This window comes from Microbacterium allomyrinae, assembly GCF_020682705.1.
Taxonomy (GTDB): domain Bacteria; phylum Actinomycetota; class Actinomycetes; order Actinomycetales; family Microbacteriaceae; genus Microbacterium; species Microbacterium allomyrinae.
Genome location: NZ_JAGTTN010000003.1, coordinates 154,158 through 167,881 on the forward strand (window position 1 = coordinate 154,158; position 13,724 = coordinate 167,881).

11 protein-coding genes and 1 tRNA gene are annotated in these 13,724 nt (G+C 68.2%); 10 read left to right on the forward strand and 2 right to left on the reverse strand.

The genetic code is table 11. The features are described from left to right. The first annotated feature begins 249 nt into the window (after positions 1-249). From KEC57_RS10465 to KEC57_RS10475, 3 genes are all read left to right on the forward strand, one after another. Positions 250-1,923, forward strand: a complete 1,674-nt coding sequence (locus tag KEC57_RS10465) for a M23 family metallopeptidase (protein WP_229384566.1) — start codon at positions 250-252, stop codon at positions 1,921-1,923. A gap of 130 nt (positions 1,924-2,053) precedes the next feature. Then, complete coding sequence (locus KEC57_RS10470; RefSeq protein ID WP_229384567.1) at positions 2,054-2,983, forward strand: FKBP-type peptidyl-prolyl cis-trans isomerase; 930 nt, start codon at positions 2,054-2,056, stop codon at positions 2,981-2,983. Between the two features lie 31 nt (positions 2,984-3,014). Then, positions 3,015-3,842, forward strand: coding sequence for a hypothetical protein (locus tag KEC57_RS10475; protein WP_229384568.1), 828 nt, complete (start codon positions 3,015-3,017; stop codon positions 3,840-3,842). Between the two features lie 5 nt (positions 3,843-3,847). Here the strand turns inward: KEC57_RS10475 and dcd are convergent, their stop codons facing one another. Further along, entirely contained in the window at positions 3,848-4,453 is a 606-nt protein-coding gene (gene dcd / locus KEC57_RS10480; RefSeq protein ID WP_229384569.1) for a dCTP deaminase, read from the reverse strand. Positions 4,454-4,509: 56 nt separating this feature from the next. Between dcd and KEC57_RS10485 the strand changes: the two genes are divergently transcribed. From KEC57_RS10485 to KEC57_RS10495, 3 genes are all read left to right on the forward strand, one after another. Next, positions 4,510-4,583: transfer RNA gene (locus tag KEC57_RS10485), tRNA-Gly, on the forward strand. A gap of 111 nt (positions 4,584-4,694) precedes the next feature. Then, entirely contained in the window at positions 4,695-5,930 is a 1,236-nt protein-coding gene (locus KEC57_RS10490; RefSeq protein WP_229384570.1) for a tyrosine-type recombinase/integrase, read from the forward strand. A 249-nt stretch (positions 5,931-6,179) separates the two neighbouring features. Beyond that, entirely contained in the window at positions 6,180-6,365 is a 186-nt protein-coding gene (locus KEC57_RS10495) for a hypothetical protein (RefSeq protein ID WP_229384571.1), read from the forward strand. 473 nt (positions 6,366-6,838) lie between these two features. On the opposite strand, the gene KEC57_RS10500 is transcribed toward KEC57_RS10495, so the two are convergent. Continuing rightward, positions 6,839-7,816 (reverse strand): hypothetical protein, encoded by a 978-nt coding sequence (locus KEC57_RS10500; RefSeq protein ID WP_229384572.1) that lies wholly within the window; start codon positions 7,814-7,816, stop codon positions 6,839-6,841. A gap of 78 nt (positions 7,817-7,894) precedes the next feature. Between KEC57_RS10500 and KEC57_RS10505 the strand changes: the two genes are divergently transcribed. The 4 genes from KEC57_RS10505 to KEC57_RS10520 all read left to right on the forward strand — a co-directional run bounded on the left by KEC57_RS10505 (position 7,895) and on the right by KEC57_RS10520 (position 13,703). Continuing rightward, positions 7,895-9,562 carry a glycerol-3-phosphate dehydrogenase/oxidase gene (locus KEC57_RS10505; protein WP_229384573.1) on the forward strand — a complete coding sequence of 556 codons (1,668 nt, stop codon included), beginning with the start codon at positions 7,895-7,897 and terminating at the stop codon, positions 9,560-9,562. Then, a complete protein-coding gene (locus tag KEC57_RS10510) occupies positions 9,537-11,030 on the forward strand; it encodes an FGGY-family carbohydrate kinase (protein ID WP_229384574.1) in 1,494 nt (497 codons plus the stop codon). The genes KEC57_RS10505 and KEC57_RS10510 overlap by 26 nt, the downstream gene beginning before the upstream one ends. A gap of 121 nt (positions 11,031-11,151) precedes the next feature. Next, positions 11,152-12,702, forward strand: coding sequence for a sugar ABC transporter ATP-binding protein (locus tag KEC57_RS10515; RefSeq protein ID WP_229384575.1), 1,551 nt, complete (start codon positions 11,152-11,154; stop codon positions 12,700-12,702). Beyond that, positions 12,699-13,703, forward strand: coding sequence for an ABC transporter permease (locus KEC57_RS10520; protein ID WP_229384576.1), 1,005 nt, complete (start codon positions 12,699-12,701; stop codon positions 13,701-13,703). The genes KEC57_RS10515 and KEC57_RS10520 overlap by 4 nt, the downstream gene beginning before the upstream one ends. The last annotated feature ends 21 nt before the right edge of the window (positions 13,704-13,724 follow it).

Below are 13,724 nucleotides of genomic sequence, written 5' to 3' on the forward strand. Positions count from 1 at the left end.
CGATCCCCAGCGACGCCGACAAGTCGCAACCGGCCCTCGCGCCGGGATCGTCCGGGCGTGCGCATCGGCGTGCACCGAGCAGTTTCCGGTGACGCGATGAACTGCGGACGAGACCGTGACGAGCAGGGTGTGTCCGGAAGGTTAAGGCCGGGTGGAGAGAGACACCCGGCACCGCGTCTGCGCGGGCGAGACATTCGTACAACGTCGACTCGACACCCGCGCGACATCTTCGCCTCCCAGGGTGACGGGGTGATTCTCCGCCGCCGCGAAACGTCCCGCTGGCGCGCCCTTCTCGTCACGGGCGCGATCGTCCTGTCTGCCGGCATCGTGAGCGCGGGCATCCCGACGGGCGCGATCGCGCAGGCGGGAGCGGGTGACCCATCGACGCCGGCACCGACCGAGCCGGCGACGATCGACCCCACTCCGGCACCATCCGACTCGGAGACACCGACGCCCGCGCCGACGCCGACCTCGACGGCACCACCGTCGCCGTCCGTGCCCGTGCCGTCCGAGCCGTCCCCCTCACCCGTGCCGTGGGTGCCCGCGCCGCTGCGACCGGCTCCCACCCCGAGCGGCGAACCCACGATCGCGGCTCCCTCACCCGAGTCTCCGGCTCTCGCCACCGCCCCGGCCGCGTTCGGGCGGGTCTATCCGACGAACCCCTGGATCTACAACGCGGCGCCAGGGACCCGGTATCTGGATGCCCGCGGCCTCGACGGTCAGCTCGGGCGCCGACTCCACCTGGGCATCGATGCGCAAGGAGGCGTGCGTCAGCCGATCTTCGCGGTCGCTGCGGGCACGGTGACCGGCGGCACGTGGGGCACCACCCGCAGCGATGGCCACGGGTTCGGCAACCAGGTGCGGATCACTCACGCCGACGGCTACGCGAGCAGGTACGCCCACCTGTCGGAGGCGCCGCTCGTCCGGCAGGGCGAGTACGTCGAGGCAGGGCAGCTCATCGGATACATGGGCGGCAGCCAGCGCGGCGACCTCCACGCGCTGGCACGTCACCTGCACTTCGAGGTCACTCGGGATGGCCGCAACATCGACCCGGTCGCGTTCCTCGACGGGGCGGATGCCGCAGCGGCGCTCTCTGCAACGCCTGCGATCCCGGCCCCCACGACCACAGCCCCCGAGACCCTGCTCTACGAGATCCGGCCCGGTCGCAATGACTCGTACGTGTCGATCTCGACCGGGATCGCCGTGGACTCGAGCGTCTTCACCGCCGTCGCGATGGGGGGCGACTCGGCGGAGATCATGGTGAGCGAAGAGGGCATGCTGCGGCGCATCTCGGTCGTCGACGGCTCGTGGACGAAGGTCGACACCGGTCTCGCCCTGAATGCGACCAGCATCTCGGGCGTGGATGCCGGCACGGGCTTCCCTGAACTGCTCGCGGTCGAGGACGGCAGGCTGCTGCACATCGAGCACGGTCCCGCGGGATGGACCAAGACCTGGACCGGACACTACTTCACGGGCACGGTGAGCGCCGTGCGCCTGCCGGGAGGAGAACTGCACGCGATGCTCCAGCAGGCCGGCTACCTGTACCACCTCTCCCCCGCCGCGGGCGGATCGTGGAACATCGCCGATACGCGGCTCGAGGTCGGCGAGCAGGTCGACGCCGCGTACGTGGACGGTCCGGCGCCCGAAGCCATGGCCGTCATCGACGGCGAGGTGCAGAGGATCACGTGGGACGGCATCGCGTGGGTGAAGGCTCCCACGGGGTTGCCGGCATCCGGCTCGATCGCTGCCGTCTACCAGGGCGGCGGATGGCCCGTGGCGGTGAGCGCCGAGTCGGGCGTGATCGGTGTGACCCGCGTGGTCCAACGGGTGTGGCAGCGCCACACCTACGGCGTCGCGGTCACCGGTCCGATCGACGCCGTCGCCCTTGGCAGCCAGGGTCCACTGCTGTACTCGATCGGCTGAGCCGATCCCTTTCGGCACGTCCGGCCGCCCCGGTCGACCCACGTTCGCCGCCCGTCACGCGGCTCAGGAAATCATGCTCATGTCTTTCGCCCCGCACCCTCAGCCCGCCCTCGACCCCCGGAGGTTCCGCGTGCGCGCTCGACCCCTCGTCGCCCTCACTGCAGCCACTCTGCTGGCCGTGCTCCTCGCCGGATGCAGCGGCGACAAGACCGCCGAGCCGGACGTCCCGCCACCGGTGGATCTGTGCGCGAGCGCAGCTCCCGCCGGCACCGTGTCGGACGCGGTCGTCGTCGACGGGGCGGTCGGGTCGCCGGCCTCCGTTTCGCTCGCCCCGCCGCTCGCGATCACGAGCACCGAGCGCACCGTGGTCGTGGAGGGCGCGGGCGATCCCGTCGACAGCGCGAGCCTCGTCGACTATGCGGTCACGGTGTTCGATGCCCTCACCGGGGCGCAGGTGCAGTCGCAGGGCTACGACGGGGCACCCATACTGCCGACGCCTGCGGCCAACATCGGCCAGCTCATCGGCTGCGCACCCGTCGGGTCGCGGGTCGTCGTCGCGGTCGCCGGGACGGATCAGGAGGGTCCGACGGTCCGGGTCATCGATGTGCTCGGCGTGCGGCCCGGCGTCGCCACCGGCGCCGACCAGGAACGGGCCGAGGGGATGCCCACCGTCGCGCTCACGGACAGCGGCGCACCCATCGTCACCGTTCCGGGTGGGGAACCGCCGGCCGAGACCGAGGTGGCGGTGCTGAAGAGCGGCGACGGCGCGGTCGTCGCGCCGGGCGACAGCGTCATGGTGCACTACGCGGGCGTGCGCTGGTCCGACGGCACGGTGTTCGACTCGAGCTGGAGCAAGGGGGCGCCGACGGTGCTCGTGACGACCGAGGTCATCGCCGGGTACAAAGAGGCGCTCGAAGGGCAGACGGTCGGATCCCAGGTGCTCGTCGTCATCCCGCCCGCGTCCGCCTACGGCGAGGGCACGATCAACGAAGACGATCTGAGCGGCGAAACGCTCGTCTTCGTCGTCGACATCCTCGCGACGCTGCCGGCGGTGCCGTAGCGGAGTGCGCCGGTGAGGCAGGATGGCATCGATGTCCTCGATCGCAGATGATCCCGCCGAAGAGCTCCGCCTACTCCGTGAGCGCGCCTACGGCCGGGCTGCCGACATCCACGAAGACCCCGCGGCCCTGCAGCGCCTGCAGGAACTCGAGGGCCGCGGGCGCGCAACGGCGGCGCCCCTCGAGTCGCCGAGTGCGGGTGAGGTAGACCCCGAGACAGACGCGCCCTCGGTCGACGCATCGCTGCCCGCGGCGATGATCGGAAGCGATCACGCGCAGCCCGAGACGGTCGATGACGCGTATTCCGGCGCAGAGACCGGCACGACCGCGGATGCCGGCATCAGGGAGGCCGGTCCCGTCGAGACGCCTGCGTCGAAGCCGTGGTGGCAGCGCCGGATGCCGCGGGTCTGGGCGGCATCGCTGGTCGCGGCCATCGTGCTCGGCGTGGTGCTCACGCTGTCGGCGCAGGCGCTCCAAGCCGGCAAGATCGCGGTGCTCTCGGCCGACGAGGACGTCGAATGGCCGAGTCAGTTCTGGGGCGACCGCACGGAGGGGTCTCTCGCGTTCGAGACATTCTTCGGAATGTCGGTCATCTCGCAGCCGCAGCAGTTCGGCGCGGGGTTGGACGAACGGGTCCCCTGCCTGACCGTGTTCAGCGGGGAAGGCGACAACCTCATGTATGCCGCCGGCGCCTGCGGCGCCGGCCCGTTTCCGGCCACGGCGACCTTCACCGTCGGCATCCAGTCGCCAGCCGAACTGCGCGAGCGGTTCCCCGACGGGACGGCGCTGCAGTTCGTGCTCGAAGGCTCGCAGGTGCACGTGTACGCACGGGCGCCCGTCCTCGGAGACCCGACGCCCTGAACTCGTCAGGCGCCCTGGCGCCCGGCATCCGTGGATCCCACGTCGGTCCGATGGAAGTTCTGGAAGGAACGGGAGGCCGTGGGCCCGCGCTGCCCCTGATACCGATTGCCGTAGGGGCCGGAGCCGTAGGGGTTCTCGGCGGGCGACGAGAGGCGGAAGTAGCAGACCTGCCCGATCTTCATGCCGGGCCAGAGCTTGATCGGAAGAGTCGCCACATTCGACAGCTCGAGGGTGACGTGACCAGAGAAGCCGGGATCGATGAACCCGGCCGTCGAGTGCGTGAGCAGACCGAGGCGGCCGAGCGACGACTTGCCCTCGAGACGCGCGGCGACGTCATCGGGCAGCGTGATCTGCTCGAACGTCGAGCCCAGGGCGAACTCGCCGGGGTGCAGGATGAACGGCTCTTCGGGGTCGACCTCGATCATGCGGGTGAGGTCGGGCTGATCCTCGGCGGGATCGATGAACGGGTACTTGTGGTTGTCGAAGAGCCGGAAGTACCGGTCGAGCCGCACGTCGACGCTCGACGGCTGCACCATGCCCGGATCCCAGGGGTCGAGGCCGATGCGCCCCGCGTCGATCTCGAGTCGGATGTCGCGGTCACTGAGCAGCACGGAGCCAGCCTATCGGGGGCGTCCTGTTATGCTGACGGAGCGCCGAAAGGTCGCATGGGGATGTAGTTCAATGGCAGAACTTCAGCTTCCCAAGCTGATAGCGCGGGTTCGATTCCCGTCATCCCCTCCATAAAACCCCCGGAATTCCGGGGGTTTTTTCGTTGGCGGCGCCACGTCACGCCACGTGGCGCCACGGCTATGTGTACACCTATGTGTACACCAAATCGGGTAGCCTGGGGCCATGCCGAAGGCACGCGAGCACGGTCAGGGAGCCCTGTACTGGGTGGAAACCCGGAAAATGTGGCGCGCCGTGGTCGATGTCGGCTTCGATCCAGAGACCGGTGCGCGGCTGCAGAAGGCACGGATGTCCAAGACGAAGGACGGCGCGGTCAAGAAGCTGAACCTGATGCTGCGTGAGCGCGACTCCCTTGGCATGGTTCTCGACCGCTCCACCCGCGTGGACGACCTCGCCAAGGAGTGGCTGGACGATATCAGTCGTCGGGCCAAACCGCACACGCTGGCCAACTACCGGTCCATCGTCAGAACCAAGATCCTGCCCACCCTGGGACGGCGGCTGGTGGTGGAACTCACTCCCGCTGATGTCCGCCGGATGCATGCCGCCATCCGTAAGACAGGTGTTGGGGACTCGACCGTCGCCGGAGCCCACCGGACCCTCGTGACGATGCTCGAGCACGCGCGGGCAGAGCGGATCAGCACAGAGAACGTCGCGATGCTCACACCTCCGCGCCGCGCCCGCCCGGGAAAGGCCCGCGACTCGCTGACGCGTGACGAAGCGAAGGCACTGCTCGCCATCGAGGATGCGCGATGGACGCTGGGGCTGCTCACCGGACTGCGCAGCGGTGAGGCTCGAGCGCTTCGACGCGAGGATGTCGATCTCGCACGCGGGATCGCGGAGTTGTCGTGGTCGCTGACCGACGCATCGTTCATCCACGGCTGTGGCGGCACCTGCGGCAAGAAGCGAGCCGGAAACTGCCCCCGACGTGTGATCGAGATCTCCGATGACCTCGAATGGCAGCTCCTTGAGGGCCGGCATGTGCTCGTCCGGCCGAAGAACGACATACCCCGCGAAATCCCCCTCACCGAAGCGACGCGCCTCCAGTTGCAGAAGGTGTTTGAGGGAGACGACGCACCGAACCCTCACGGACTGGTCTGGCACCGGGCCGACGGTTCACCGAAGACGAACACAGACGACAACGACGACCTACGCGCGGCCCTCCTGCGAGCAGGGGTCGCTCAGGGCGACGCCACGACGCACTGGCTACGACACTCCTACGTGACCCTCTCCGAGCACGCAGGGATCCCGTGGGCAGCGTCCGCCGGCGTGAGCGGACACGGCAGCCCGGAGGCCTCCGACCCCTACCGGCACGTGCTGACGGCTGAAGGCCGGAGGGCCGTTGAGAGGCTCGCCGCATGGGTTGATTCGAGGGACCAGGAAGCAACCGGCGATAGCGACTGACCGTGCGATTTGACCCCTAATGTGTGGACGTCACTACTGTCATGTCTCGGGACATCGGTGACACTCCTGGTCTCCTCGTGGTGACACTTCTCCTCTATCTGTGAGGGATGAGTCGTGTTGAGCTTGTCGACCCTCGTGTCCGTCTCGCGATCGCGCAGTGGCTTCTGGAGGGGCAGGCTGCGGCTCTCGAGCCCCGGAGCCGGCGGTCGAAGAACAGTCCGACGACGATCGTCGCTGGGGTGACGCGACATGCCGTCGGTGTGCGATCCGCGCGGGCAAGACGTCTACCTGATCTACGAAGCCGCCGGCATCAAGATCCTCGATGACGGCGGCACCCTCCTCGCCGAGCACAACTGGCCCCCACCCGGCATCAGGTACATCGGCAACGGCAAACCCCACGGCCCCAGACGACGAGAAGTGTCACCGATAGCCTGACACACCAACTGTCACCGATGTCCTGATGCACAACCGTCGCCCATGTCCTGAGACAGGACATGGGCCTGCACTCGATCTCAAACCCTGCACTGACCTGCAATCACGCTGAAGCGCTCTCCCGCCGACACCTAGTGCCGCATTCGGGGAGGGACTCGGATGAGCCACGGCATGTTCGGCAGTAGCGGCAGCGACCCGCGGTGCACGTTCGCCATCAGGGTTGCACTCCTGCATCTGGCGGCGTCGCCGCCACTCAACCGGCGTACGCCGTCCGACAGTGCCCGCGTCTACTCGAACGCGGCCTCGACAGTCGCATCCACAATGTCCATGGCATCACCGCGCGGCTGGCGCTACGGTTCGGGCGTGGTGGCTGCCTCGCCTGAGCCTCGTCGGCGACAGGTTCCGGTCGACTTGGCCACAGGTTCGCTTCGCCGTTGACAGCGTTGCGCCACAATCAGGCGAAGGGGCCGGGCTGGTCAGCCGATGCTGTCCACGTACCAGTCGCGGGGCAGTGCGACGGCGTCGTCGAGCGAGACCTCGGGCATGGCCGGGCGCGCGTAGGAGCGCACGATCGCGTTGAGCGACCGCAGCCGCGCAACCACCTCGGCATCACGGGACGGGTCGCCGACCGCGTCGCGCCAGACACTTCGGCCGGCCATGTAGCCCGAGGCGCCGCCCGCGCACGCGATCTGCAGCTGCGTCTCGAAGTCGGCGAGCGACACCCCCGCCGACAGCAGCACCCACGGCACTTCGAGTTCGGCGGATAGGCGTGCGCAGCGATCGGATGCCGCGGTCCGCTCGGCCGGAGTGCTCACCGATCCGGGAAACTCCACCTTGAGCACGTCGGCGCCCAGACGCGCCGCCTCGAGGGCGGACGCAACGATGCCGTCGTCGCGCCGGGCACGCCACTCGAGGTCGTGGACGTCCTCGCCCTCGACCGCATGCCAGATCGGCTCGATCACCGAGGTGAGACCCGCTGTCACGGCGTCGCGGCACACCGCCGCCAGGAGGTCGCGCTGGGCGGCGGCAACCTCGGGCACGAGATCGGGCCGGTAGAACCACAGCAACTTGACCATGTCGGCACCGGCTGCCTTCGCCTTCGACGCATCCCACCCTTCGCGCAGCACGCTCTCGCGAGGATGCGCGGGGTGGCCGTAGTCCTCGTCCTCGATCGAAGCGATCACTCCGACGCCCTCGGCGAGCGCGTCCGCGAGCACGGCGCTGGGGATTCCGGCGACGGGGTCGAGCAGCACGGCGGAGGCGACGGCCGACGCCGCACCGGCCAGCCGCGCCTTCTCGCGCATCACCCGCACATCGCGATCGACGGACGGGGCACCGAGCAGCGCATCGAAGTCTTCGAGGTGGTCGATCGCGCACACCAGGAAGAATCCGTCGTGGCTGAGCACGCGGCGCAGCGATCGGACGGCGCCGGGGCGAACGGGAAGTGTGGACATGGCGGATGCCTCCTCGAATCAAGGTGATAACTCTACCATTTGGCATGGTATAAATATCACCGAGAGAGCGGAGACACTGTGGTGGACGCAGATTCCGGAGCCGACGTCGGCGCACCGGTGAACACGAGCGACGAACCCTACGACCTTCTGGTGATCGGCGGGGGCGTGAACGGACTGGCGACGGCATGGGACGCGGCATCCCGAGGTGTGAAGGTGCTGATCGTCGACAAGGGCGACTGGGGCAGCGGGACCTCGTCGTGGTCTTCGAGGCTGGTCCACGGAGGGCTGAAGTACCTCGAGCACCTCGAGTTCGGCCTCGTTTACGAGTCGCTCCGCGATCGCGAATGGCTGCTGCGACGCGCACCTCATCTCGTGAAGCCCCTGCCCTTCCTCATGCCCTTCTACCGGACCAATCAGCACAATCGATGGATTCTGCGGCTCGGCATGCTGATCTACGACGTGCTCTCGGTGGGCAAGTCGGTTCCGAATCACCGTGCGCTTTCGCGGGCGGAGACGATCGCGCTCGCGCCCGGGCTGCGCGCCGATGGATTGCAGGGGGCCGGAAGGTACTACGACGCACAGGTGGAGTTCGCCGAGCGGCTATGCGTGGAATTGCTCCTCGCGGCCGAGCGGGCGGGTGCGACCGCGCGCAACCACACCGCAGCGACGAGCCTCGTACGCGAGGGTGATCGTGTCGTGGGTGCCGTGCTCGTAGATGCGGAGTCCGGCCGTGAGCAGACGGTGCGCGCCCGTGTCGTCGTGAACGCCGCAGGACCCTGGATCGACGACGTGCTCGCGGATTCGCCGATGGGACGTGAACGGCTCAATGGCGGCACGAAGGGCACGCACCTGGTGGTTCGTCGCTTCCCCGGCGGACCTGTCACCGACTGCGTGTATTACGAGGCGCGAAGCGACGGCCGCCAGGTGCTCGTCATCCCCTGGGACGGCCGCTATCTCATCGGGAGCACCGACAAGCGCTTCAGCGGCGACCTCGATCGGGCTCAGCCCGATCAGCAGGAAGTGGACTACATCCTCGCCGAGACGAATCTCGCCTTCCCCGGCGCGCACCTCAGCCAGGATGATGTCGAGTACGCCTACACGGGTGTGCGTCCCCTCCCTTACGTGCCCACGGGGGATGTCGGCAAGATCACGCGCAAACACATCATCCACTCGCATGCGCCGTCCCACCCAGGCCTGCTCACGGTGATCGGCGGCAAGCTGACGACGTTCCGCACCCTCGGCGAGCACGCCGCAGACCGCGCCATGCGCGCGCTGGGCAAGCGCGGGCGCTCGACCACCCGTTCGGCCGAACTGCCCGGCGGGGGCGACCTCGCGGCGGCGCATCTTGAGCTCGCCCGGATCCTGCCGGACCTCACCGCGCCCGCCCGTGAACGCCTTGTATCGCTCTACGGGTCGCGGTGCGTCGACGTTGCGAGATCGGCCGTGTCCGGCGGCGACACGGCGCAACTCGGCGCAACCTTGGCACTGCGCGCCGAGGTGGTCTTCGGAATACGCTTCGAACACGCCGTCCGCTTGCAGGACGTACTGGCGCGGCGCACGATGCTCGGGCTCGACGGTGATCTCGGCCTCGGGGTACTCGACGAGGTCGTCGAGCTGATGGGCGACGAACTCGACTGGAGCGTCGAACGCCGTCGCCGTGAAGCGTCGGAGTACCGGATCTACATCGAGCGCTTCACGCGCACGGAGGAAGGACGCAGCGTTGGCGCAACATCTCCTCGGCATTGACGCCGGGCTCACCGTCACCAAGGCCGTCGTGTTCGACCTCGACGGCCGGCAGATCGGAGTCGAGGCACGACGGGTGCGCACCGTCTCGGATGCGCCTCGTCACGTCGAGCGTGATCAGGACGAGCTGTGGGATGCGGTGGTTGGTGCCGTTCGCGCGGTGATCGCGCAGACCCGGATCGCCCCCGGCGACATCGTCGGGATCGGGGTGACCGCGCACGGCGACGGGCTGTACTTCCTCGACGAGGATCTACGGCCCGTCGGGAGGGGGATCGCCTCGCTCGACACCCGTGCGGGTGGCATCCTGCGCCGCTGGCATGAAGATGGCACCGCCCAGAGGGCGATGGCGACGACGGGGCAGATGCCCTTCGCCTCGACCCCGGCGAGCCTCGTGGCGTGGTTCGCGCAGAATGACCCTGATCGGCTCGCGCGGTCGGCGTACGCGCTGCCCTGCAAGGACGCGCTCAAGGCGCGCCTCACCGGAACGGTCTCGACCGACCGCACCGAGGCGAGCTTGTCGTTCGTGGACTACCGCACCCAGGAATATTCGGCCGACGCGTTCGGCACCTATGGCCTCGGCGCCTATCAACGACTGTTCGCGCCGGCGCTGGATTCGACCGAGGTGGCCGGCACCCTCACTGCGGCGGCGGCCATCCAGCTCGGACTCGTGCAGGGAACCCCCGTGGGCGCCAGTGCCCACGACGTGGACTGCTCGGCACTAGGGACGGGGGCGTGGCAGACCGGCGCGCTCTCGGTCATCGCGGGCACGTACTCGATCAATCAGGTGATCTCGGATTCCGCCGCGCCCGATCCGGCATGGTGCACACGCAACTTCGTCACGCCCGGACAGTGGATGAACCAGGCGGTATCCCCCTCGAGCGCCACGAACATGGAGTGGTTCGTGCAGCGCATCATGATCGGCCCCGCGGGCGTCTCGGGCGACGACGTCTTCACCCGGGTCGAGGCCGAGATCGCCGCCATCGACGCCGACCCCGACGACGTGGTGTACGCGCCGTTCCTCTACGGCTCGCCGTACGAGGTAGATGCATCGGCGAGCTTCCTCGGAGTGCGCGGTTGGCACACGCGCGGGCACCTGCTACGAGCGGTGATGCAAGGGGTCGTGTTCAATCACCGTCACCACATCGATGCGCTTCGCGCAGCGCTTCCGGTGAACCGCATACATCTCGCCGGCGGCGCGACCCAGAGCGCCCGCTGGGCGCAGATGTTCGCCGACGCTCTGCGCTCCGACATCGAGATCGCCGCTGTCAGCGAGTCGGGCGCGCTCGGGGCGTGCATGCTAACCGCCGTCGCGGTCGGTGTGCACGATGACCTCGGATCGGCAGTGGCCGCGATGACGGGCGACCTGCGCACCATTCACCCCACCGATGCGGGGGTCGATCGCTACGACACGGGATACCAGCGCTATCAGCATGCGATCGATGCGCTGACACCGTTCTGGGCCTCGGCTTGAGCCAACCCCTGCGAATTCTAACAGTCTGTTTGGGATATATCGCTTTCTACGTGGTATAGTCTGCATTATCGCGCAGGAAGCGTGATATCTAGCACCCAGCATGTGTGACAAGGAAGTTCGGATGCACAGAGACGACGCGTACGCCGGCGAGCCGCCGTTCTCGGGCCGCGGGATCCACAAGGCCTTCGGCGGCATCCCGGTATTGAAGGGGATCGACCTCGACCTCCACCCCGGTGAGGTGGTCGCCCTCGCCGGCGAGAACGGTGCCGGCAAGTCGACGCTCATGAAGATCATCGCGGGCCAGGTGATCGCTGACATGGGAGACCTGTCCATCGCCGGAGTGGCGCAGCACCGGTTCAACTCGGTCGCCGCCGCACGCGCCGGAATCGCGATCGTTCCGCAGGAACTCGCCCCGGTGCCCGACATGACCGTCGCCGAGAACATCTTTCTCGGGCGAGAGACCACCAGCGCTGCGGTGTTCCTGCGCTCCGCCGCCATGCGGTCGGAGTCGCGCCGACTGCTGCGCGACTTCGGCCTCGACATCGATCCGCGCACTCCGATGCGCGATCTCACCGTCGCGATGCAGCAGATCATCGAGATCATCAAGATCACAACCGTCGGCGCCCGGGTCATCCTGCTCGACGAGCCCTCGTCGGCCATCTCGGTGCGCGAGGTCGACCGCCTGTACCAGATCATCGACCGCCTGCGCGGCGAGGGCGTCGCGATCGTGCTCACGACGCACAAGATGGAGGAGATCCGGGCGACCGCGGACCGTGTCATCGTGCTGCGCGACGGCCGGCTGATCGTCGACACCGCCGCTGCCGGCATCACCGACGACGGCATCGTCACCGCGATGATCGGTCGCGAACTCGAAGACCTCTTCCCCGTCCGAGTGAGCCGCGCCGACGGCGAGCCGGTGCTCGAGGTCTCAGGGGTCACGGTCGACGGTTTCGCCTCGAGCGTCGACTTGACGGTGCGAGCCGGCGAGATCGTCGGGCTCGCCGGACTCGTCGGAGCCGGGCGCACCGAACTTCTTGAGGCCCTCTTCGGCATCCGGGGCCGCAGGGGCGGCGAGGTGCGCGTGGGCGGTCGTGTGCTGCGCATTCAATCGCCACGGACCGCGATCGCCGCACGGATGGCCTTCGTGCCCGAGGATCGCAAACGCGCCGGCCTTGTGTTGTCGATGAGCATCCGCGACAACGGAATCCTCCCGCATCTCAGCCAGTTCTCGGTGGGGTCGTGGGTAAGGCAGCGTGCCGCGACGAGACGGATCGACGAAGTCATGCAATCGATGCGCCTGAAGCGCGCGTCGCTGTCGCAGTCGGTGTCACTGCTGTCAGGCGGCAACCAGCAGAAGGTCGTGCTCGGAAGGTGGCTGACCGGCGACATCCGCCTTCTGCTCCTCGACGAACCCACCCGCGGCGTCGACATCGGCGCCCGCAGCGAGATGTACCGCATCATCGCCGACCTCGCCGCCTCCGGCGTCGCCATCCTGATGGCCTCGTCCGACATGGCCGAGGTGATCGGCCTCTCGCACCGCGTACTCGTAGTGCGAGAGGGCGGCATCGCCGGAGAACTCACCGCGGACGAACTCGACCACACCGCCCAGGACGCGATCTTCCGCCACGCCGCGGGACTGACCCACGGAAACGATAAGGAGGTCGCCAGATGACCGCCACCCTCCCGCCCGACACCACCACCCTCACCGAGCAGTCGTCGCGCCGGTTCTCGGTCAAGACCGCGCAGTCGTTCCTCATCAAGCGCTCGATGCTGCTCATCATGATCCTGGTGGTGGTGTATTTCAGCGCCACGAACGCGCGGTTCGGCACCCTCGACAACCTCCAGAGCATCCTGCTCGCCGCAGCACCCTTCGCACTCATCGCGTTCGGGCAGACACTGGTGATCCTCACCGGAGGCATCGATCTGTCTGTCGGCAGCACGATCGCGCTGTCGGCCATGGTCGCAGCGTGGATGGCCCAGGCCAACCCCGATCAGCTCGGGCTCGCCTTCGCCGCGGCGATCGCCACGGGAGTCGTGGTTGGGCTCGCCAACGGCGCACTGGTGGCGTTCCTTCACGTACCCCCTTTCATTGCGACACTGGCTCTGCTCACCACCGCATCCGGCCTCGCCTACGTCATCGGCAATGGTGCGCCCATCAACGGCCTTCCGCCGGCGTTCGGCGACCTCGCGAAGTTCAAGTTGTTCGAGCTGCCCCTGGCGGTGATCGTGATGATCGTCGGGTTCATCGTTCTGCTCGTGCTCACCACGCGCACCACCTACGGCACCCGCATCTACGCCGTCGGCGGCAACCCGCAGGCGGCGTCGATCGCGGGGGTGCGCGTTCCGGCCGTGCTCCTGAGCGTCTACGTGGTCTCGGGGCTCCTGGCCGCGACATCGGGCGTACTACTGTCATCGCGCGTCATCGCCGGCACTCCCTCGCTCGGCTCCGGCTACGAGCTCGATGCGATCGCTGCGGTCGTCATCGGCGGAGCGAGCCTCATGGGCGGCCGCGGATCACTGTGGGGCACGGCGATCGGTCTGCTGCTCATCCAGACGCTCAACAACGGCCTCGACCTCATGCTCGTCCCCTCCTACTGGCAAGCGGTCATCAAGGGCGCTCTGATCGCGGCTGCCGTCGCCGTCGACGTCGCCGCCACCCGCCGCATCCGCTGACTATCCCTCTACAATCCACCA

Coding starts and splice junctions, on each gene's coding strand:
- KEC57_RS10475 (WP_229384568.1), top strand. CDS start 3,015: ATGTCCTCGATCGCAGATGATCCCGCCGAAGAGCTCCGCCTACTCCGT.
- KEC57_RS10490 (WP_229384570.1), top strand. CDS start 4,695: ATGCCGAAGGCACGCGAGCACGGTCAGGGAGCCCTGTACTGGGTGGAA.
- KEC57_RS10495 (WP_229384571.1), top strand. CDS start 6,180: ATGCCGTCGGTGTGCGATCCGCGCGGGCAAGACGTCTACCTGATCTAC.
- KEC57_RS10500 (WP_229384572.1), bottom strand. CDS start 7,816: ATGTCCACACTTCCCGTTCGCCCCGGCGCCGTCCGATCGCTGCGCCGC.
- KEC57_RS10515 (WP_229384575.1), top strand. CDS start 11,152: ATGCACAGAGACGACGCGTACGCCGGCGAGCCGCCGTTCTCGGGCCGC.
- KEC57_RS10520 (WP_229384576.1), top strand. CDS start 12,699: ATGACCGCCACCCTCCCGCCCGACACCACCACCCTCACCGAGCAGTCG.